Source organism: Pseudomonas sp. 3JA, from assembly GCF_036961705.1.
GTDB classification, from domain to species: Bacteria; Pseudomonadota; Gammaproteobacteria; order Pseudomonadales; family Pseudomonadaceae; genus Aquipseudomonas; species Aquipseudomonas fluorescens_Q.
On sequence record NZ_JBAMDJ010000015.1, the window covers coordinates 115748 to 135828 of the forward strand.

The following is a 20081-nucleotide window of genomic DNA, read 5'->3' on the forward strand; positions in this document are numbered from 1 at the left end:
CGCCCCACGCGGACGAACCTTTAGAATGTTGACGTTATTTACCCGACTTGACCTTGGTCCAGCTGCGGGTCATGAGTCGTTGGATCTTGGGCGGCAACTCGGAGTTGACGTAGAGCTTGTCGACGACCGCTTGCGGTGGGTAAACCGCTTCGTCGGTACGTACTTTCTGATCCATCAGCTCGCCAGCCTTCGGGTTCGGGTTGGCATAACCGACGGTGTCGCTGACCTGGGCGATGACTTCAGGCTTGAGCACATAGTTGATAAAGGCATGCGCTTGCTTGATGTTGGTGGCGTCGCGCGGAATCGCCAGCATGTCGAACCAGAGGTTGCCGCCTTCCTTGGGAATCACATAGGCGATTTCGACGCCCTTGCCGGCTTCGCTGGCACGTTCGCGGGCCTGGAAGATGTCGCCGGAGAAACCGGCGGCCACGCAGATCTCGCCGTTGGCCAGATCGGAGATGTACTTGGAGGAATTGAAGTAGGTCACGTAAGGCCGGATCTTGAGGAGCTGGGCCTCGGCCTTCTTGTAGTCTTCAGGGTCTTCGCTGTTGGGGTTCAGGCCCAGGTAATTGAGCATCGCCGGGATCATCTCGTCGCCGGAGTCGAGGAACGAAACACCGCAACTGGACAGCTTCTTGATGTTTTCCGGTTCGAACAGCATGGCCCACGAATCGATCTTGTCGACGCCCAGGACCGCCTTGATCTTCTCGACGTTGTAGCCGATGCCATTGGTGCCCCACAGGTAAGGCACGGCGTACTGGTTGCCTGGGTCGTTCTTTTCCAGGCGCTTGAGCAGCACAGGGTCGAGGTTGGCATAGTTGGGCAACTGCGCCTTGTCGAGCTTCTGGAACGCCCCGGCCTTGATCTGTTTGCCCAGGAAGTGGTTGGACGGCACCACCACGTCATAACCGGTACGCCCGGCCAGCAACTTGCCTTCCAGGGTTTCGTTGGAATCGAACACGTCATACACCGGCTTGATGCCCGTGGCTTTTTCAAAATCCGCCAGGGTGGTCTCGCCGATGTAGTCCGACCAATTATAAATATGCACGGTGGAGGCGGCCTGGACGCTGACGGCGAGCGTCAGGCCGGCACCGACCAGCAAGGCGTTGCGTAACAAAGAAAAGACTGGCACGTGGAGGTCCTCTTAAATAGTTGGGCCCAAGTTGCCCCCGTTACTTGACCATGAGAGGCCCTGCAACAAAACCGGCGCGCAACTTACCCTCGATAAACCGATCCAGCAAAACTTTTAGTTATTTAATGGCTCCTGTTGCCGCCGCCGCGATGGCAGCGACAACAGGAAGATGCTTCAGGCCGGCTTATTTACCGGATTTGATCTTGGTCCAGCTGCGGGTCAGGATCCGCTGGGTCGCGGCTGGCAGGTCGGCAATCGCGTAAAGCTTGGCTTGCACGTCTGCCGGCGGGTAGATGCCCGGGTCGCTGGTGATTTCCTTGCTGACCAGCGGCGTAGAGGCCGCGTTGCCGTTCGGGAAGCTCACGGTGTCGGTGATTTCAGCCATGATTTCCGGCTTTTGCAGGAAGGTCATGAACTTGTAGGCACCCTCGACGTTCTCGGCGTCCTTGGGGATGGCGACCATGTCGAAGAAGCTGCCAGCACCTTCCTTCGGAATGTTGTAGCTGACTTTAACCTTGCCGCCGGCTTCGGCTGCACGGGACTTGGCCTGGTAGATGTCGCCCGAGTAGCCGACCGCTACGCAGATGTTGCCGTTGGCCAGGTCGGAGATGTACTTGGAGGAGTGGAAGTAGCCGATCGAAGGACGGATCTTGAGGAACAGCGCTTCGGCTTCAGCCAGTTGCTTCTTGTCCTGGCTGTCGGTCGGATAGCCCAGGTAATGCAGCGCCACCGGGATCATTTCGGTCGGCGAGTCGAGGAAGCTGATGCCGCAGGCTTTCAGCTTGGCCGCGTTTTCCGGCTTGAACAGCAAGTCCCACGAGTTGGTTGGAGCGTCGGCACCGAGGGCAGCCTTGACCTTCTCTGGGTTGAAGCCGATGCCGATCGACCCCCACATGTACGGGAAGGCATGTTCGTTACCCGGGTCGCTCACCGAAACGGCCTTGAGCAGGTCGGTATTCAGGTTTTTCCAGTTCGGCAACTTGGACTTGTCGAGTTTCTGGTAGACCCCGGCCTTGATCTGCTTGGCCAGGAAGTTGTTCGACGGCACCACGATGTCATAACCGGACTTGCCGGCCAGCAACTTGGCTTCCAGGGTTTCGTTGCTGTCGAATACGTCGTAGACGACTTTGATCCCCGACTCTTTCTCGAACTTGGCGACGGTGTCCGGCGCAATGTAGTCGGACCAGTTATAGACGTGCAGCACTTTATCGTCCGCCTGAACGGCGCCCGCCATCACGCCCATCAGGGACATGGCCAGGAGGGTCTTGCCAGCTATCTTCATACCTAATGTCTTCATGCCTAATGCCTTCATGAAAAAGTGCTCCAGTTATTCTTCTTAGCCACGTTCAGTAGCCGGCTCGCGGACAACTTGAACGGTCGGTAGTCTGGCAAGTTACAGGCCAGGCTTTCAACACAAGCCCAGCCTTTTATTCTCGCTGGGCGAGGCCCTTGCAGGCACCTCGCTCAGAGCCTAGCACTTAGCCTTGCAACGCACTGAGCGTCAGGTCCAGGCACTGCCGCGCCTTGGCCACTAACTCGTCGATCTCGGCCTTGCTGATCACCAGCGGCGGCGCAATGATCATGGTGTCGCCCACCGCGCGCATGATCAGCCCGTTATCGAAGCAGAACTGCCGGCAGATCATGCCCACGCCCTTGCCTTCGTAGCGCTTGCGCGTGGCCTTGTCCTGGACCAGTTCGATCGCTCCCAGCAAACCGACACCGCGCACTTCACCCACCAGAGGATGATCGTTCAGTTCCCGCAAACGCTTCTGCAAATAGGGTGCCGTTTCGCTGTGGACACGCTCGATGATCTTTTCGTCGCGCAGGATGCGGATGTTTTCCAGGGCCACCGCTGCGGCCACCGGGTGACCGGAGTAGGTAAACCCGTGGTTGAAGTCTCCGCCTTCGTTGAGCACCGCGACCACGTCGTCACGCACGATCAGCCCGCCCATGGGGATGTAGCCGGAGGTCAGGCCCTTGGCGATGGTCATCATGTGCGGTTTCAACCCGTAGTGATCGGTACCGAACCACTCACCGGTACGACCGAAACCACAGATCACCTCGTCGGCCACGAACAGGATGTCGTACTTGGCGAGGATTTCCTTCATGCGCGGCCAGTAGCTGTCCGGCGGTACGATCACGCCACCGGCGCCCTGGATCGGCTCGGCGATGAAGGCGCCGACGTTGTCCACGCCGAGCTCCAGGATCTTTTCTTCCAACTGGTTGGCCGCCCACACGCCGAACTCTTCGGGGCTCATGTCGCCGCCTTCGCCGAACCAATAAGGTTGGGCGATGTGGACAATGCCCGGGATCGGCAGGTCGCCCTGCTCGTGCATATAGGTCATGCCGCCCAGGCTCGCGCCGGCCACGGTCGAACCGTGATAACCGTTCTTGCGGCTGATGATGACTTTCTTGTTCGGCTGGCCCTTGATCGCCCAATAGTGGCGGACCATCCGCAGCATCGTGTCGTTGCCTTCGGAGCCGGAACCGGTGAAGAACACGTGGTTCATGCCTTCTGGGGCGATGTCGGCGATGGCTTTGGACAATTCCAGCACTGGCGGGTGGGCCGTCTGGAAGAACAGGTTGTAGTACGGCAGCTCGCGCATCTGTTGGCTGGCGGCGTCGGCCAGTTCCTCGCGGCCATAACCGACGGCCACGCACCAGAGGCCGGCCATGCCGTCGAGGATCTTGTTGCCTTCACTGTCCCAGAGGTAGACACCCTTGGCGTGGGTGATGATGCGCGGGCCTTTCTCTTTGAGCTGTTTGAAGTCGCTGAACGGCGCCAGGTGGTGATCGTTGCTCAGTGCCTGCCATTCACGGGTTTGCGGGTTGTTGCGGGTCATGCCAATTCTCCTTTTATCGGTGAGGGCGAAGCCGCCTGAAGCAGCCTCGCCCGGCGCTTCAGACGGCGAAGAGCAGGAATTCCCGCTCCCACGAACTGATGACGCGCTTGAAGTTTTCATGCTCGGCCCGCTTGACCGCGACGTAGCCTGTGATGAATTTCTTGCCCAGGTATTTCTCGATGGTGGTGCTGTTTTCCATGCGTTCCAGGGCGTCTTCGATGGTCAGCGGCAAACGCAGGTTGCGGCGTTCATAGCCTCGGCCCACCACCGGCGCGCTTGGGTTGATGCCTTCGACCATGCCGATGAAGCCACACAGCAGGCTGGCGGCAATCGCCAGGTACGGGTTGGCATCGGCGCCCGGCAAGCGGTTTTCCACCCGACGGTTCTGCGGTCCGGCATCCGGCACGCGCAGGCCCACGGTGCGGTTCTCTTCGCCCCACTCCACGTTCACCGGCGCCGATGTGTCCGGCAGGAAGCGGCGGAACGAGTTGACGTTGGGGGCGAACAGCGGCAATAGCTCGGGGATGAATTTCTGCAGGCCACCAATGTGGTGCAGGAACAGATCGCTCATGGTCCCGTCTTCATTGGAGAAGACGTTCTTGCCGGTTTCCTTGTCGATGATGCTCTGGTGCAGGTGCATCGCACTGCCCGGCTCGCCGGTCATGGGCTTGGCCATGAAGGTGGCAGCTACGTCGTGCTTGAGTGCCGCCTCGCGCATGGTGCGCTTGAACACCAGGATCTGGTCGGCCAGGGACAGGGCATCGCCATGACGGAAATTGATTTCCATCTGCGCCGTGCCGTCCTCGTGGATCAGGGTATCGAGGTCCAGTTCCTGCAGTTCGCACCAGTCGTAGACGTCTTCGAACAGCGGGTCGAATTCGTTGGCCGCTTCGATCGAAAAGGACTGCCGGCCGGTTTCCGGACGGCCGGAGCGGCCAACGGGCGGTTGCAGTGGAAAGTCCGGGTCGTCGCTGCGCTTGGTCAGGTAGAACTCCATTTCCGGCGCGACGATCGGCTGCCAACCTTTGTCGGCGTAGAGCTTGAGTACTTTCTTGAGCACGTTGCGCGGCGACAGCTCGATGGGGTTGCCCTGCTTGTCGTAAGCGTCGTGGATGACCTGGGCGGTGGGCTCGATGGCCCAGGGCACAAGGAATACTGCGTTCTCGTCCGGGCGGCAGATCATGTCGATGTCGGCAGGGTCGAGCAGTTCGTAATAGATGTCGTCTTCGACATAGTCGCCCGTAACGGTCTGGAGCAGAACGCTCTCGGGCAGGCGCATGCCTTTCTCGGCGATGAACTTGTTGGTCGGCGAGATCTTGCCCCGGGTGATACCGGTGAGGTCGCCAATCATGCATTCGACTTCTGTGATCTTGTGGTCTTTCAACCAATCGGTGAGCTGGTCGAGGTTGTTACTCATAAATGCCTCTAGGCGTGAGTTTCCTGACGGCTATTAGTCGTCAGGCGTTGTTTGACGCATCGGCGTCGCGTTGTGCTGCCCTTGCTCGGCAGGCATCGCCAAATGCCTGGAAAATCGCAAGGTAGTGCGGGTTAGAGCTTACCTCCCATTCGGGGTGCCATTGCACACCTAAAGCAAAAGCCTTGCCTCCTGGCACCGAAACAGCCTCGATCAGGCCGTCGGGGGCCACCGCTTCGGCCCGCAACCCAGGTGCCAGGCGCTCGATGCCTTGGCTGTGGATCGAGTTGACTTCTATTAGCTGGGGCAACCCCAACCCTGCAAGTACACCACCAGGCTGGATATGTACGGCATGGGCAGGACCGTACTGGACATCCACCGCTTGAGTATCGTCTTCACGATGATCGATGAACGTTCCGACTTCATGAACTTTCTGATGCAGGCTGCCGCCAAAGGCTACGTTCATCTCCTGGAAACCTCGGCAAATGCCCAGCACCGGGATACCCGCATCGACAGCGGCGCGGATCAGCGGCAAGGTGGTGGCGTCCCGTGCAGGATCATGAGCAGTGCCTGGCGCACTGGCCGGGCCCTGGTAATGAAAAGGTTCTACATTGGAAGGAGAGCCAGTCAGAAGAATGCCGTCCAGGGCGTCCAGAATATCGGACGGCGGGAACAGCTCCGCCAGGGACGGGATCAGCACTGGCATGCCCTTGGCGGCTGTTGCGACAGCCCGGGAATATTTTTCGCCACTGATGTGATAAGCATGCAGACCAATCTGCCTGGAGCAGGTGGTGACGCCGATTAACGGCAGGCGAGACATGAAGCACCCCGGTATTATTGCTGTTATGGGTTTGAATCGAGCTTAGCCTTGTTCATTTTTTTACACAACACCCCCGTAAAAAATACAACACGGCCCGCTCAAGCCTGCGGGCGCCAAGCCCTCTAAAGGGAAAAAAACGCCCCAAATTGCCTCAAAAAAGCCCTGAAGGTGCTTTTTTAGGGCAAAAAAGGCCCTGCTTGACTTCGGCATGCCGTTCGGGTTGACTGGCTTTCGAAGAGATCAATGATTGATATTTTTAACAACAAAGGTGTTGCATCATGTCGGTACCCCCGCGTGCCGTTCAGCTTAACGAAGCGAACGCGTTCCTTAAGGAACATCCTGAGGTTCTGTACGTTGACCTTCTGATTGCGGATATGAATGGTGTGGTGCGCGGCAAGCGCATAGAACGCACCAGCCTCCACAAGGTTTACGAGAAAGGCATCAACCTGCCGGCCTCTTTATTTGCCCTGGATATCAACGGCTCTACGGTGGAAAGCACCGGCCTGGGCCTGGACATCGGCGACGCTGACCGGATCTGTTATCCAATCCCTGACACCCTGTGCAATGAACCCTGGCAGAAGCGCCCTACTGCGCAACTGCTGATGACCATGCACGAACTTGAAGGCGAACCTTTCTTCGCCGACCCACGTGAAGTCCTGCGCCAAGTCGTGACCAAGTTCGATGAACTGGGCCTGACCATCTGCGCCGCATTCGAGCTGGAGTTCTACCTGATCGACCAGGAGAACGTGAATGGACGCCCACAACCGCCCCGCTCGCCGATCTCCGGCAAACGCCCGCACTCGACCCAGGTCTACCTGATCGATGACCTCGACGAATACGTCGATTGCCTCCAGGACATTCTGGAAGGGGCCAAGGAGCAAGGCATTCCCGCCGACGCCATCGTCAAGGAAAGTGCTCCGGCGCAGTTCGAAGTGAACCTGCACCACGTGGCCGACCCGATCAAGGCCTGCGACTATGCGGTCCTGCTCAAGCGTCTGATCAAGAACATCGCCTACGACCATGAAATGGACACCACCTTCATGGCCAAGCCGTATCCAGGCCAGGCGGGTAATGGTCTGCACGTCCACATCTCGATTCTTGATAAAGATGGCAAGAATATTTTTGCCAGCGAGGATCCCGAGCAGAACGCCGCACTGCGTCACGCGATCGGCGGTGTGCTCGAGACCCTGCCCGCGCAGATGGCTTTCCTCTGCCCGAACGTCAACTCCTACCGTCGTTTCGGCGCACAGTTCTACGTGCCCAACTCGCCGACCTGGGGCCTGGACAACCGCACCGTGGCTTTGCGCGTCCCTACCGGTTCGGCCGATGCCGTGCGCCTGGAACACCGCGTTGCCGGTGCCGATGCCAACCCGTACCTGCTGATGGCCTCCGTGTTGGCAGGCGTGCACCACGGCCTGGTCAACAAGATCGAGCCCGGTGCGCCGGTGGAAGGCAACAGCTACGAGCAGAACGAGCAAAGCCTGCCGAACAACTTGCGCGATGCCCTGCGCGAACTGGACGACAGCGAAGTCATGGCCAAGTACATCGATCCGAAATACATCGATATCTTCGTGGCCTGCAAGGAAAGTGAGCTGGAGGAGTTCGAACACTCCATCTCCGACCTCGAGTACAACTGGTACCTGCATACCGTGTAAGTGGTTGCTGTAAAGAAAAACGCCGCGGCCCTAAAGGCTGCGGCGTTTTTTATGGCTGCTCACAACACCCATTGTGGCGAGGGAGCTTGCTCCCGCTGGGCTGCGCAGCAGCCCCAAAAAGGCTTAATCGGTCAACCTGAAGCACCGCAGTGGCTGACTTCGGGGCTGCTTCGCAGCCCAGCGGGAGCAAGCTCCCTCGCCACAGGGATGCCTTTCTTCCCAAGCGCCGCTATGGACCCTCCCCTCGCTCTGCGTACAATGCCCGCCAGCCCCGCAGGAGACAGCCATGACGCGCATCGCCACCCCTCGCAAACCCCGCGCACGCAGCCAGGCCCGGATCGACACCATTCTCGATGCCGCCCGGACGCTGCTTGCCGCAGAAGGCGTGGCCAGCCTGTCGATCTACAGCGTCGCCGAGCGCGCCGGGATCCCGCCCTCTTCCGTGTACCATTTTTTCGCCAGCGTCCCGGCCCTGCTCGAAGCCCTGACCGCCGACGTCCACGCCGCTTTTCGCGCGGGCCTGCAAGCACCGATCGATCATGCAGCGCTGAACCATTGGCACGACCTGTCACGGCTGGTGGAACAGCGCATGCTCGCCATCTACAACCAGGACGCCGCCGCTCGCCAGCTGATCCTGGCCCAGCACGGCCTGACCGAAGTCACCCAGGCCGACCGCCAACACGACCTCGAGCTGAGTGACTTGATGCACAAGGTGTTCGACCACCATTTCGCCCTGCCGCCCCTGCCCGGCGACGTCGATGTGTTCGCCCTGGCCATGGAACTGGGCGACCGCGTCTACGCCCGCTCGATACAGCAGCACGGCCACATCACACCGCGCATGGCCGAAGAAGGCATGCGGGTATTCGATGCCTACCTGGGGTTGTACCTGCCGCCGTATTTGCCCAAGCGTTCTGATTGATCGTTCACTCCGCGTGGGAATGCAGCCAGGGACGCTCCGCGTCCCCAAGAGCCGAACGCGGAGCGTCCGTAGAGCCGTTACCACGCAGAGCGTGGGAACGATCAACAACGCAGCCAGGGCCCAAAAAACAAAAAAAACCCGAAGGGCTCGCGCCGTCCGGGGCTGCGGGTGAACCATCGCTCACAACTTGGCGATCGACACCTCGGTGGATTTGACGAAGGCAATCACTTCGCTGCCGATGGCCAATTACAGCTACTTGACCGAGCGGCTGGTGATAGCAACCGGGGGACAATGTCTGACGCGACCTGAAACAAATCCCCTCCAGCTGTTTCTTGATTTCTGCACTTAAAGAAATTACTTTCGCCCCCGCTTTTTAGTCCACACAGGAGTCCAGTCTTGGACAGTTACCCCAGTCGATCACGACAGGCTAAAACGGCAAGTTAGTCCAGCAGAACCCCTCTCTGCCACTGTCTTGCCGTCTTACGGCGGATAGTGGTATTTCGGTCCCGGCTCGGGATTCAAAGCCTCCTTCCCCATGAACTCGCCCAGTGCCAGCACGCAAGTGCTTAGCGCATCTGTGGGCCTTCGCTCAGCCTTCGCGATCCATTCCCAAAACTCTGTTCGCTCTGCGAACAATTTCATCGGTATGGAAGTGAATTATGGATTGGACAATCTTTTTTCTGCGCGTGACCGTCGCGCTCACTCTAGGCGCCCTGGTAGGTGCCGAACGTCAACTACGCCAGCGTCTGGCTGGATTGCGTACCAATGCCCTGGTTTCGACCGGCGCGGCCTTGTTCGTCATGGTTTCACTACTTACCGCCACCGGTGACAGCTCGGGAGCCGCGCGGATAGCCGCTCAAGTCGTATCAGGCATTGGCTTTCTGGGTGCCGGCGTGATTATGCGCGAAGGCCTCAATGTGCGTGGTCTCAATACTGCCGCGACGCTTTGGTGCTCCGCTGCAATAGGCATTTTGTCAGGCATGGGACATATGCTGGAGGCCGCCATCGGAACGCTGGTGGTGCTCTGCGCCAACATCCTCCTACGCGAGGCCGCCCAGCGTATCAATCGCCAGGGCGCAGCCGCCGCCGTTGAAGTTGATCAGCGCTTCACTTTCAACATTGTCTGCCGGGCGGAGGATGAAGTGCATGTGCGCACCCTCGTCCTGCATGGCTTGAGCGGAAGCGCGCTGCGCTTGCAATCACTGCACAGTGAAGACTTGGCCAACCCGGACAAACTCGAAGTACGCGCTGAACTTATCGGCACGCCCGCAAGCCCGGCACAACTGGAACAGTTGGCCAGCCGGGTGAGCCTGGAAAAAGGAGTGAGTTCTGTACGTTGGCAACTGCTCAACAGCAATCTGCAAGACGAGTAAACACCCTGCCGATATACGCCGCACCGTCGGCGTCAGCACACACCGGAGACACCAGGACCTCATCCTCCGGTTTTATTCCCCTCCGTAGAGACGAACCCAGGAGCTTGCCATGAAAAAGAAGCCGCCAAACCGCACCAGCCTTGAGAACGAAGTGATCGTTGCGGTGATCGTGTTGTATCTGGTGCTCGCAATAGTCATGACCGCGGTGCACTACATGCAGCCACCGGACCAGGAAACCACGACATCATCAACCTCGCCTTCCCACAGCGAGCTCAATCCAACGTCCAAGTAGGGCATTGCTCATACAATGCCCCATCTACGAGTAATCAGACATGATCCGCAGCATTATCAACAATCACGCAACACTTTCCATCGCTCAGGGGCTACCTCAGCCGGAGCATGATCATGAGGTCGTTTGGCTTGAGGTAAACGCACCAACGGTCGAAGAAAGCGCGAATCTACAACAGCGTTTTGGCATCGAAACCGCCCCGAAAAACAGTAGCGTCATAGAGGATGGTCATTTTCTGTACATGCGCTCGAAACTGCTTGCATTGGATGCTAGCGGGACCCCGCATTTTGGAGGCGTGACCTTTGTCTTGGGTGAGCAGGTGGTAGCGATTCTCTGCGATGACGCGCACTTCCGCCCTTTTGATGTCGCCCTTCAGCGCTTGCGCCGAAAGCCGGCCAATACCCAAAGTCCGAAGGCAATACTTCGAGTGTTACTACAGATGGCCAACGACGGCGCTGACGCTGTCATCGACCGTATTGCCGACGAGTTGGAGAGGAGTACCGAGGAGATCTCCGAAATCTCCGATGGCTACAACGCGAATGGTAAGGAGTTGGGCGTACCGGACCTGATCGAAACGATGCGCGCACTCAACGACAAGGAAGAGCTGATCTCTCTCTGTATTGAGGCACAACTCTCGCTTGCACGCACAGTGCGATACCTGAGCAGCGAGGTGGACAACACCACCGAAGCTGATTTGCAGGGCCTTGTGAATGAACTCACAGCCGACGTTGCGGGCGTCAAGGAGCATGCCTACTTCGAACACGAAAAAGTACGGTACCTGCAAAATGCCGTGACGAACATTCTCAACATAAAACAGAACCAAATCGTCAAGGTGTTCACCATCATCACCGCCGTTTTCCTGCCGCCCACGCTGGTTGGCACGTTCTACGGCATGAACTTCGCGGTAATGCCCGAGCTTTCGTGGGAGCACGGTTTCATCTATTCAATGGGGCTGACACTTTCGGCTGCGGTTCTCCCGCTTGTTTATATCAAGCGCAAGGGTTGGCTGCGCTAGTTGAAAGGGCTTACTGGCTCGTCGACGAACGTGATCTTTCTCGACGCGCCAGTTGCCTTGAAGATTGGCTGCAAAAAGGTGCAGGAAGCTCTCATTGGACACGCCAGAACTGATGCAGCCTGAGCAAGTAAAAACCCCGAAAGGCTCACACCGTCCGGGGCTGCGGGTGAACCATCGCTCACAACTTGGCGATAGACACCTCGGTGGATTTGACGAAGGCAATCACTTCGCTGCCAATCGCCAGTTCCAGCTCCTTGACCGAGCGGGTGGTGATGACCGAAGTGACGATGCCCGACGCGGTCTGCACGTCGATTTCCGACAGCACGTCGCCTTCGACGATTTCCTTGATGGTGCCTTTGAACTGGTTGCGTACGTTGATGGCTTTGATAGTCATGGTGTCGATTCCTGTATGGATGAAGTTATTGCGCCCAACGCAACTGCGTGGGCAAGGGTGAAACAGGTTCGGGTTCCGGCGGTTGACCGGGCAAGGACAGCACGCGGTTGAGGACTTCGGTTTCCAGGCTCGCCAGGCGATGAGAGCCGCGAACCCGTGGGCGTGGCAGGTCGATGGGCAGGTCGAGGCCGATCTGGCCGTCCTCGATCAGGATCACCCGATCGGCAATCGCTACCGCCTCGCTAACATCGTGGGTCACCAGCAACACCGTGAAGCCGTGTTGCTGCCAGAGGTTTTCGATCAGTTGCTGCATCTCGATGCGGGTCAGTGCGTCCAGCGCCCCCAAGGGTTCATCGAGCAGCAACAGGCGTGGCTGATGAATCAGCGCGCGGGCCAGGGCCACTCGTTGTTTCTGCCCGCCGGACAGCGCCGCCGGCCACTCATGGGCACGGTCGGCCAAACCGACGGCTTCCAGTGCTTGCAGCGCCTGCGAGCGCCAGTTGCCCTTTAGTCCAAGGCCGACGTTGTCGATGACTTTTTTCCAAGGCAGCAAACGCGCTTCCTGGAACATCAACCGCGTGTCCTGTTGCGCGGCACTCAACGCTGCCGAGCCCGCCGACAGTTGGCCGTCGGTGGGTTGATCGAGGCCGGCCAGCAACCGCAGCAAGGTACTTTTGCCACAGCCACTGCGACCGACCACGGCCACGAACTGTCCGGCCGGGATATGCAGGTCGATATCGCGCAACACCTGGCGTGTGCCGAAGGTTTTTTGCAGCTTGCGCACTGCCAGCGGGATGCCACGCAGCAGGCGCGGAGGTTGTTGGGCGGTCATGCGGCACCTCCCTTGTCCACCTGGTAGGCCGGGTGCCAACGCAGCCAGACCCGCTCAAGCCCACGGGCGGCAAGGTCGGCCAATTTGCCCAGCACGGCGTAGAGAAGAATCGCCAACACCACCACATCGGTCTGCAGGAACTCCCGGGCATTCATCGCCAGATAGCCGATGCCGGCGCTGGCCGAGATGGTTTCCGCCACGATCAGCGTCAGCCACATGAAACCCAGGGCAAAGCGCACGCCCACCAGGATCGAAGGCAGGGCGCCAGGCAGGATCACTTGGCGAAACAGGCGCAAGCCAGACAAACCGTAGCTGCGGGACATTTCCACCAGTGCCGGGTCGACGTTGCGAATGCCGTGGTAGGTGTTGAGGTAGATCGGGAACAACGTCCCCAGCGCCACCAGGAAAATCTTCGCCGACTCATCAATGCCAAACCACAGGATCACCAACGGAATCAGCGCCAGGTGCGGGATGTTCCGGAGCATTTGCACGGAACTGTCCAGCAGACGCTCGCCCCATTTCGACAAACCAGTGATGAAGCCCAGGGCCAGGCCGATGCCGCCGCCGATCAGGAATCCGACGGCTGCCCGCCAGCCGCTGATCGCCAGGTGCGTCCAGATCTCGCCGCTGCGCACCAGGTTGACCCCGGCTTCGATCACGGCCACGGGTGCTGGCAGGATCCGCGTGGATAACCAACCGGCCGACACCGACAGTTGCCATACCGCCAGCAATAGCAGCGGCACCGCCCAGGGCGCGAGGTTGTGGATGATTTTCTTCATGGCCGCCTCAGCTCTGGGACGCGGCTTTGGGAAGAATATCGTTGGCGACCATTTCACCGAACGGGCTCACATAACCCTGGCTTTTCGGCAGTTCCGGGCGCTCCACGTCCAGGTGGGGGAACAGCAGTTCCGCCACGCGATAGGACTCTTCCAGGTGCGGATAACCGGAGAAGATGAAGGTGTCGATGCCAAGCTCGGCGTATTCCTTGACCCGCGCCGCCACGGTCGGGCCATCGCCCACCAGCGCCGTACCGGCCCCGCCGCGAACCAGGCCGACGCCGGCCCAGAGGTTGGGGCTGACTTCCAGCTTGTCGCGACGGCCACCGTGCAGGGCGGCCATGCGTTGCTGGCCCACTGAGTCGAAGCGCGCCAGGGAAGCCTGGGCCCGAGCGATGGTCTCGTCGTCCAGGTGGGAGATCAGCCGGTCGGCCGCTTGCCAGGCTTCGGCGTTGGTCTCGCGCACGATCACATGCAAGCGGATGCCGAAGCGTACGGTGCGACCGAGCTTCGCGGCCTTGGCCCGCACCTGTTGGATTTTTTCCGCGACGGCTGCTGGCGGCTCGCCCCAGGTCAGCACCATTTCCACCTGCTCGGCTGCCAAGTCCTGGGCGGCTTCCGACGAGCCGCCGAAATACAGCGGCGGACGCGGTTGCTGGATCGGTGGGTAGAGCAGCTTGGCGCCCTTCACACTGATGTGCTCACCGTCGTAATCCACGGTTTCGCCTTCCAGCACCCGACGCCAGATACGGGTGAATTCCACCGACGCCTGGTAGCGTTGTTCGTGGTCAAGGAACAGGCCGTCGCCGGCCAACTCATCCGGGTCGCCGCCGGTCACCAGGTTGAACAGCGCCCGCCCGCCGGACAACCGGTCGAGGGTCGCAGCCTGACGCGCGGCCACCGTCGGGGAAATGATCCCGGGGCGCAGGGCGACGAGGAATTTCAGGCGCTGGGTCACGGGAATCAACGAAGCGGCCACCAGCCAGGAGTCCTCGCAGGAACGCCCGGTGGGGATCAGCACGCCACCGAAACCCAGTCGATCCGCTGCCTGGGCGATCTGTTGCAAGTAGCCGTGATCGACGGCGCGGGCGCCTTCGGCGGTGCCAAGGTAGTGGCCGTCACCGTGGGTAGGCAGGAACCAGAAAATATTGAGGCTCATGGAGTGGTCTCCTAAGGGATCGAATTACTGCGCTTTCGCAACGGCCGCCGGCGGCGTCCAGATCACGTCCTTGATGCTCAAGGGCTTGGGAATCAATTTGAGCTGATAGAAGCTGTCGGCGATTTTCTGCTGCGCCGCCACCACCTCCGGCGTAAGGAACAACGCCCCGTAGCCTTGGCGTTTCACCGACGTCAGGGTGATGTCGGCAGGCAGGCCCAGCAGCGGCGAGACCTGCTTGGTCACGTCTTCAGGGTTGGCCTTGGACCACTCCCCCACTGCGCGCACCTCTTCCACCAGCGTTGTGATGACCTGGGGATTTTTTTGCGCATAGGGTTTGGTGGCGAGGTAGAACTGGTGGTTATCGACGATGCCCTTGCCGTCACGCAGGGTGCGTGCCTGCAATTGCTGTTCGGCGGCAGCCTGGTACGGGTCCCAGATCACCCAGGCGTCGACGCTGCCACGCTCGAACGCGGCGCGGGCGTCGGCCGGCGGCAGGAAAACGGTCTGGATGTCGGAATATTCCAGGCCGGCATCTTCCAGCGCCCGCACCAGCAGGTAGTGGACGTTGGAGCCTTTGTTCAGCGCGACTTTCTTGCCCTTCAGGTCTTGCACCGACTGGATGGCCGACCCCTTGGGCACGAGGATGGCTTCGCTGGTGGGTGCCGGTGGCTCATAAGCGACATAGAGCAGATCGGCGCCCGCGGCCTGGGCAAACACCGGCGGGGTTTCGCCGGTCACGCCAAAGTCGATGGAGCCGACGTTCAAGCCTTCCAGCAGCTGCGGGCCGCCGGGGAACTCGGTCCATTGCACGTCCACGCCTTGGGCGGCGAGACGTTTCTCCAATGAGCCCTTGGCCTTGAGCAGCACCAGGGTGCCGTATTTCTGGTAACCGATCCGCAAGGTCTCGGCTTGAGCTTGAGCGATGACGCCGAGGGACACAGCCGCAGCAAACAGAGCGACCAGCCCGCGACGCAAAATGACAGTGCGCATGGCGCCTCTCCTTTTTGCTGTGGGGTTTTGGCTGCACCTGCTGGGCCGTTGGCGGCTGAGTAAGGTGAGTTGAATCAGAGTGTCAGGGGTTCAAATGCTCCAGCGAGCACTCAACAAACGTTCGTTCAATATACTGGGGTCCAGCGGCCTGGGCCGGCGGGCCATGGCGCTGAAAAACTGTTCCAGCGCTTCGTCCAGGCGCTGTTGCAGGGCCGGTGCCAATTGCGCCTGGGCGCTGCCTTCGCCGTAAGCGATCTGGCTGTCTTCGGCAAAGATCCCATGGAGCATTTCCTGGGCCTTGAGCGCCGACAACACCGGCTTGAGGGCGTAATCCACCGCCAGCATATGGGCGATGCTGCCGCCGGTTGCCATCGGCAACACCACCTTATGGGCCAGGGCCCGTTCAGGCAGCAAGTCCAGTACGGTCTTCAGCGCACCGGAAAAAGACGCCTTGTACACCGGCGTGGCAATCAGCAAGCCGTCGGCATTTTCGATCTGCTGGAGCAGGTCGACGACCTTCGGGCTGTCGAAACGGGCATGGAGCAGATCTTCGGCCGGGAAGTCGCGCACCTGATAGCTCACCACTTCCACACCTTGCTGCTGCAACCAGCGTTGCGACCGCTCCAGCAGCACCCCGGAGCGGGAGCGTTGACTGGGACTGCCACCGAGTGAGACGACCAACATGCCTACCCTTCCTTAACTGTCACGTGCGATTCGCGGTGGGCGATCTCGCTGTATGGGTCAAACCATAACAGGGGATTTATATATCCATAAATCATATTTATTCATTTGGTTATGCAATTTTGAGATATGCAATGTCTTTTCCTTGGCGCAATAAAAAAGGCCGTCGAAACGGCCAAAACCCTTGGTGCACAGGTACTGATCGCTCCCCACGCTCTGCGTGGGAATGCAGCCAGGGACGCTCTGCGTCCCAAAAGCCGAACGCGGAGCGTCCGTTGAGGCGTTCCCACGCAAGCGTGGAACGATCATCAGATCAGGTTCAGGTGTTGCCTCAGCGATTGGGCTGCGGGGTCAGGCGCAGGTAAGGTTTCACGGCGCGATAACCCTTGGGGAAGCGCTGCTTGAGTTCCTCTTCATCCTTGAGCGACGGCACGATCACCACTTCATCACCGTCCTGCCAGTTGGCCGGGGTGGCGACTTTGTAGTTGTCGGTCAATTGGAGCGAGTCGATCACCCGCAGGATCTCATTGAAATTGCGCCCGGTGCTGGCCGGGTAGGTAATGGTCAGGCGGATCTTCTTGTTCGGGTCGATCACGAACAAGGAACGCACAGTCAACGTGTCGCTGGCGTTGGGATGGATCAGGTCGTACAGGTCCGACACCTTGCGATCGGCATCGGCCAGGATCGGAAAATTGACCACGGCGTTCTGGGTCTCGTTGATGTCCTCGATCCATTTGTGGTGCGAGTCCACCGGGTCAACCGAGAGGGCAATGGCCTTGACCCCGCGCTGGGCGAATTCATCCTTGAGCTTGGCGGTCAGGCCCAACTCGGTGGTACACACCGGGGTGAAATCCGCCGGGTGGGAAAACAGCACGCCCCAGCTGTCACCGAGCCATTCGTGGAAACGGATCTTGCCGGCGCTGGAATCCTGTTCGAAGTCGGGGGCGATGTCGCCGAGTCTGAGGCTCATGGTGGGGCTCCTGGATGGTTGTTGTGGGACCAACTGTGCACCGGTTTTCATTGCTTTAAAAAGAATGAATACCCATTTATTTAGATCATTAATGAATATAAAAAACTGTTCACTGGCGCCCTGGCGCATAGCGGCCCAAGATCATTTCCGAGGTTCGAGAAGGCCTCGAGTTGCTGAAAAGAGGAGAAGGTTCGGGGAAGGCTACAGGGGTGGGCCAGACCCGAAACGCAAAAGCCCCGCCCGGCGTGCTGCCGGGCGGGGCTTTTTTTGCCGAGGTATTACCCTAGGAAAGCAAGTTTGCTCGCGATGAGTGGCTTAGGCTCCATCGTCTGATTCTATGGGTGTCGATTTTCAACTGGATCCGGGGAGCTTCGCACTTGCAGATAACGGTATGTAACCAACGCAAACAGCACAATCAGACCAGCCATAAGAGCGCTTGTCATCATGACCCCCTCCCTGAACGCGCCATCGGCCATTTCCAGAATCCGCGTTGCCACAAGGGAAGACTGAGTTTGACTGACGGCGTGCGCCCCTCCCAGGGTTGCTGCTGCAGCCACTACTTCTTCGGCCATTCCCTCGGGTATCGCCAACGACAACCGATACAAAGCCGCTACGCCCCCACCAATCAATGTGGTACCCAACACCACGCCAACCTCATAAGCCGTCTCACTGACGGACGAGGCACTACCGGCGCGGTCGGCCGGAACCGCGCCTAACACAAGGTCATTGGACACTGTAGTGATTGCAGCAATGCTGACATTGAGCAACACGAAAGCCAGCCCTACCGTCAGAGCAGTGGCGGCAAACAGCGCCATCACCGAAAAGGCTGCCGCGGCAATTAGTAAACACCCGGTAATGACCTTGTTCGGTGCGATTTTTTGCGCCACAGGCACGATAGCGAGGCCGGCGATGATCGCCAGTATTTGCCCCGGCACCAGTATCAAGCTAGCCAGCAACGGGGAAAGTCCAAATACCAGTTGCAACAATTGAGTGGCAAAGAAAATGAACCCGATCAACAAGCCCAGGCTTACAAGGTTCGTCACAATGGAGACACTGAAGGCAGAAGAAGCGAATAGCTTAAGATCCAGCAGTGGCTGTTCCAACCGTAACTGGCGACGGACAAAAACCACGCCCAGAAAGACTCCAGAGAGCGCCCAGAATAACACCCGGCCATCGAAGCCAACCGTAGCCAGATGCTTGAGGCCCAGCATCACGCCCGTCATGGCTCCCAAGCTCAATACGATACTTAGGTAATCAGTCGATCTGCCAGACTGCCGTGGCGATTCGGTGATCATCGGCGCCAAGAGCAGCACCGGCAGCAGGAACGGTAGAGCAACCAGGAAAACCGATTGCCAATCGAAATACTGCAACAGCACGCCGCCCAGCAACGGCCCCAATGCCGACCCGATGGTCAGGCAGGTTGCCCAGACAGCCACCGCCAAGCGTCGTTCTTCACGATCCTCGAATGCGGTGCGAATCAGCGCAAGGGTCGCTGGCAGAATCATTGCGCCGAAACACCCCAACAGCGCCCGTCCCGCAATCAAGTGCCAAGCTTGCTGTGAAAAAACTATACAAACCGACACTAAAGCGAACCCGGCACAGCCTAGGCAAAGCATGCGCCGATGACCAAAACGATCTCCAGAACTGCCCATGGTCACCAGTAACCCCGCTAGCACCAAAGAGTAGGCATCAATCATCCACAGCTGCTCGGCAGCAGACGGATTCAGTGCAGCAGCGATTTGAGGCAAGGCGAAATTGAGGATCGTGTTATCGATAGTCACCAACAGAACCGGAAGCATGATCACCAGCAAAGCTGCGCCCTTCGAGCGGTCCTTGATAATGAAGGCAAGAGAGGTTGCCGCTCCGTGCATCAGTTGTTTCTCCTTGGAGAGCTCAGTATGTTGAAGAGCCCCGAGGCCTGTGCAAGCCTCTGCGCCCATTGCGGCCACATACCTTTGGCCTGGATATCCATAGCCAGTTTCAAACGTCCGTGTCCACAAGCAAGCAGCCCGCTGGTGACTTCGCCGAAACAACCATTCATCGCACCCGCTGCTTTGGATGCGGCATTAGTCCTATCCGTCTCACCAACCCTACAAACTTTTAATCCTCGACTCGCTAACTCAAAAGCAATCGAACCGCCTATAACACCGCTACCGACTACAACAACGTCATAGATCATTTTCAACTCCAAACTTCATACCTAAGAACATGAACATTCAAATTTACGAAACCGACAGAAGAAAAACCTAGGCTCAAGCGCAACTTCATGGAATAGACACGATGCAATAGGTGCATTTCTTTGCGACACACGCACGCATAGATTTTATAACTCGGATAACCTCACCTTGGTTCCGTTCAGGTTTGCCGGTATATTCGGCATCAGAGGAAACATCTGCCTTATCGGCCCTAACCGTTCACTTCGTCTGTCACAGCACGGGAGCCTTTTCGGCACTTCCTTAGAAAGCCATCCTTCTCAAGTCATTAATTTACCCAGTAGAACCTCATCATCTACCACCAAAACTCGACTCTTCCAACGATAAAGAAACATCCTACGCTTGCAACATAATAGCCCGCAGGAAATTTCCCACGACCAACCACAGACCCACTGAGTAATATGCCTTGCGCGGCCCCACAACAAAAAAAACCAATTAAACTCACAATTAAGTAAAACAGAAGCATCACAATCAACAAGCCTATGGCGTGAAAACTTCTGATCGTAGCTAGAAACTCCTTAAAGAGTCGATTTTTACAAGCTCGACTTCCCATTGAGGCGGCCACCCATACAGATCAGTCTTTATAGGCCGTTCTTTGTCGGGTTA

19 protein-coding genes and 1 pseudogene are annotated in these 20081 nt (G+C 58.7%); 5 read left to right on the top strand and 15 right to left on the bottom strand.

Translation table 11 applies throughout. The features are described from left to right. Positions 1 to 34: 34 nt before the first annotated feature. From V7773_RS14225 to V7773_RS14245, 5 genes are all read right to left on the bottom strand, one after another. Entirely contained in the window at positions 35 to 1132 is a 1098-nt protein-coding gene (locus V7773_RS14225) for a polyamine ABC transporter substrate-binding protein (protein ID WP_092149102.1), read from the bottom strand. Between the two features lie 184 nt (positions 1133 to 1316). Continuing rightward, entirely contained in the window at positions 1317 to 2414 is a 1098-nt protein-coding gene (locus V7773_RS14230; RefSeq protein WP_063323899.1) for a polyamine ABC transporter substrate-binding protein, read from the bottom strand. Between the two features lie 196 nt (positions 2415 to 2610). Continuing rightward, positions 2611 to 3975 carry an aspartate aminotransferase family protein gene (locus V7773_RS14235; RefSeq protein WP_092149105.1) on the bottom strand — a complete coding sequence of 455 codons (1365 nt, stop codon included), beginning with the start codon at positions 3973 to 3975 and terminating at the stop codon, positions 2611 to 2613. A 58-nt stretch (positions 3976 to 4033) separates the two neighbouring features. Beyond that, positions 4034 to 5392, bottom strand: a complete 1359-nt coding sequence (locus V7773_RS14240; RefSeq protein WP_018610575.1) for a glutamine synthetase family protein — start codon at positions 5390 to 5392, stop codon at positions 4034 to 4036. Positions 5393 to 5432: 40 nt separating this feature from the next. After that, positions 5433 to 6209 (bottom strand): gamma-glutamyl-gamma-aminobutyrate hydrolase family protein, encoded by a 777-nt coding sequence (locus V7773_RS14245; RefSeq protein WP_092149108.1) that lies wholly within the window; start codon positions 6207 to 6209, stop codon positions 5433 to 5435. A 278-nt stretch (positions 6210 to 6487) separates the two neighbouring features. On the opposite strand from V7773_RS14245, the gene V7773_RS14250 reads away from it, so the two are divergent. Together V7773_RS14250 and V7773_RS14255 are read left to right on the top strand one after the other, a co-directional pair. After that, positions 6488 to 7864 (top strand): glutamine synthetase family protein, encoded by a 1377-nt coding sequence (locus V7773_RS14250; protein ID WP_014340747.1) that lies wholly within the window; start codon positions 6488 to 6490, stop codon positions 7862 to 7864. 286 nt (positions 7865 to 8150) lie between these two features. Beyond that, positions 8151 to 8783 carry a TetR/AcrR family transcriptional regulator gene (locus V7773_RS14255; protein ID WP_063323896.1) on the top strand — a complete coding sequence of 211 codons (633 nt, stop codon included), beginning with the start codon at positions 8151 to 8153 and terminating at the stop codon, positions 8781 to 8783. Between the two features lie 180 nt (positions 8784 to 8963). On the opposite strand, the pseudogene V7773_RS30480 reads toward V7773_RS14255, so the two are convergent. After that, a pseudogene (locus V7773_RS30480) lies at positions 8964 to 9029 on the bottom strand (TOBE domain-containing protein); the annotation flags it as partial. 413 nt (positions 9030 to 9442) lie between these two features. Here V7773_RS30480 and V7773_RS14265 point away from each other — a divergent pair. The 3 genes from V7773_RS14265 to V7773_RS14275 all read left to right on the top strand — a co-directional run bounded on the left by V7773_RS14265 (position 9443) and on the right by V7773_RS14275 (position 11460). After that, positions 9443 to 10156: an MgtC/SapB family protein gene (locus V7773_RS14265; protein ID WP_092149111.1), complete on the top strand. Its 714-nt coding sequence runs from the start codon at positions 9443 to 9445 to the stop codon at positions 10154 to 10156. A gap of 109 nt (positions 10157 to 10265) precedes the next feature. Then, a complete protein-coding gene (locus tag V7773_RS14270; protein WP_092149114.1) occupies positions 10266 to 10448 on the top strand; it encodes a hypothetical protein in 183 nt (60 codons plus the stop codon). A gap of 40 nt (positions 10449 to 10488) precedes the next feature. Next, complete coding sequence (locus V7773_RS14275; protein ID WP_092413275.1) at positions 10489 to 11460, top strand: CorA family divalent cation transporter; 972 nt, start codon at positions 10489 to 10491, stop codon at positions 11458 to 11460. Between the two features lie 178 nt (positions 11461 to 11638). Here the strand turns inward: V7773_RS14275 and V7773_RS14280 are convergent, their stop codons facing one another. The 9 genes from V7773_RS14280 to V7773_RS14320 all read right to left on the bottom strand — a co-directional run bounded on the left by V7773_RS14280 (position 11639) and on the right by V7773_RS14320 (position 19441). Then, positions 11639 to 11854: a TOBE domain-containing protein gene (locus V7773_RS14280; RefSeq protein ID WP_003177394.1), complete on the bottom strand. Its 216-nt coding sequence runs from the start codon at positions 11852 to 11854 to the stop codon at positions 11639 to 11641. A 25-nt stretch (positions 11855 to 11879) separates the two neighbouring features. Continuing rightward, positions 11880 to 12686, bottom strand: coding sequence for an aliphatic sulfonates ABC transporter ATP-binding protein (gene ssuB / locus V7773_RS14285; RefSeq protein WP_092149120.1), 807 nt, complete (start codon positions 12684 to 12686; stop codon positions 11880 to 11882). After that, complete coding sequence (gene ssuC / locus V7773_RS14290) at positions 12683 to 13465, bottom strand: aliphatic sulfonate ABC transporter permease SsuC (RefSeq protein WP_336073945.1); 783 nt, start codon at positions 13463 to 13465, stop codon at positions 12683 to 12685. Before ssuC ends, ssuB begins: the two co-directional genes overlap by 4 nt. 7 nt (positions 13466 to 13472) lie before the next feature. Then, positions 13473 to 14621, bottom strand: coding sequence for an FMNH2-dependent alkanesulfonate monooxygenase (gene ssuD / locus V7773_RS14295; protein ID WP_063323893.1), 1149 nt, complete (start codon positions 14619 to 14621; stop codon positions 13473 to 13475). Positions 14622 to 14645: 24 nt separating this feature from the next. Next, complete coding sequence (locus V7773_RS14300) at positions 14646 to 15611, bottom strand: sulfonate ABC transporter substrate-binding protein (RefSeq protein ID WP_336073946.1); 966 nt, start codon at positions 15609 to 15611, stop codon at positions 14646 to 14648. Between the two features lie 90 nt (positions 15612 to 15701). Further along, entirely contained in the window at positions 15702 to 16295 is a 594-nt protein-coding gene (ssuE, locus tag V7773_RS14305; RefSeq protein WP_336073947.1) for an NADPH-dependent FMN reductase, read from the bottom strand. 328 nt (positions 16296 to 16623) lie between these two features. Next, positions 16624 to 17262 carry a peroxiredoxin gene (locus tag V7773_RS14310; protein WP_024617266.1) on the bottom strand — a complete coding sequence of 213 codons (639 nt, stop codon included), beginning with the start codon at positions 17260 to 17262 and terminating at the stop codon, positions 16624 to 16626. Positions 17263 to 17597: 335 nt separating this feature from the next. Further along, entirely contained in the window at positions 17598 to 19133 is a 1536-nt protein-coding gene (locus V7773_RS14315; RefSeq protein WP_336073948.1) for an MFS transporter, read from the bottom strand. Then, the gene (locus V7773_RS14320) at positions 19133 to 19441 is read right to left on the bottom strand and encodes an FAD-dependent oxidoreductase (RefSeq protein ID WP_336073949.1); all 309 of its coding nucleotides are present in this window, start codon (positions 19439 to 19441) and stop codon (positions 19133 to 19135) included. Before V7773_RS14320 ends, V7773_RS14315 begins: the two co-directional genes overlap by 1 nt. Positions 19442 to 20081: the final 640 nt, after the last annotated feature.

Coding starts and splice junctions, on each gene's coding strand:
- V7773_RS14230 (WP_063323899.1), bottom strand. CDS start 2,414: ATGAAGATAGCTGGCAAGACCCTCCTGGCCATGTCCCTGATGGGCGTG.
- V7773_RS14235 (WP_092149105.1), bottom strand. CDS start 3,975: ATGACCCGCAACAACCCGCAAACCCGTGAATGGCAGGCACTGAGCAAC.
- V7773_RS14240 (WP_018610575.1), bottom strand. CDS start 5,392: ATGAGTAACAACCTCGACCAGCTCACCGATTGGTTGAAAGACCACAAG.
- V7773_RS14245 (WP_092149108.1), bottom strand. CDS start 6,209: ATGTCTCGCCTGCCGTTAATCGGCGTCACCACCTGCTCCAGGCAGATT.
- V7773_RS14250 (WP_014340747.1), top strand. CDS start 6,488: ATGTCGGTACCCCCGCGTGCCGTTCAGCTTAACGAAGCGAACGCGTTC.
- V7773_RS14255 (WP_063323896.1), top strand. CDS start 8,151: ATGACGCGCATCGCCACCCCTCGCAAACCCCGCGCACGCAGCCAGGCC.
- V7773_RS14265 (WP_092149111.1), top strand. CDS start 9,443: ATGGATTGGACAATCTTTTTTCTGCGCGTGACCGTCGCGCTCACTCTA.
- V7773_RS14270 (WP_092149114.1), top strand. CDS start 10,266: ATGAAAAAGAAGCCGCCAAACCGCACCAGCCTTGAGAACGAAGTGATC.
- V7773_RS14275 (WP_092413275.1), top strand. CDS start 10,489: ATGATCCGCAGCATTATCAACAATCACGCAACACTTTCCATCGCTCAG.
- V7773_RS14280 (WP_003177394.1), bottom strand. CDS start 11,854: ATGACTATCAAAGCCATCAACGTACGCAACCAGTTCAAAGGCACCATC.
- ssuB (WP_092149120.1), bottom strand. CDS start 12,686: ATGACCGCCCAACAACCTCCGCGCCTGCTGCGTGGCATCCCGCTGGCA.
- ssuC (WP_336073945.1), bottom strand. CDS start 13,465: ATGAAGAAAATCATCCACAACCTCGCGCCCTGGGCGGTGCCGCTGCTA.
- ssuD (WP_063323893.1), bottom strand. CDS start 14,621: ATGAGCCTCAATATTTTCTGGTTCCTGCCTACCCACGGTGACGGCCAC.
- V7773_RS14300 (WP_336073946.1), bottom strand. CDS start 15,611: ATGCGCACTGTCATTTTGCGTCGCGGGCTGGTCGCTCTGTTTGCTGCG.
- ssuE (WP_336073947.1), bottom strand. CDS start 16,295: ATGTTGGTCGTCTCACTCGGTGGCAGTCCCAGTCAACGCTCCCGCTCC.
- V7773_RS14310 (WP_024617266.1), bottom strand. CDS start 17,262: ATGAGCCTCAGACTCGGCGACATCGCCCCCGACTTCGAACAGGATTCC.
- V7773_RS14315 (WP_336073948.1), bottom strand. CDS start 19,133: ATGCACGGAGCGGCAACCTCTCTTGCCTTCATTATCAAGGACCGCTCG.
- V7773_RS14320 (WP_336073949.1), bottom strand. CDS start 19,441: ATGATCTATGACGTTGTTGTAGTCGGTAGCGGTGTTATAGGCGGTTCG.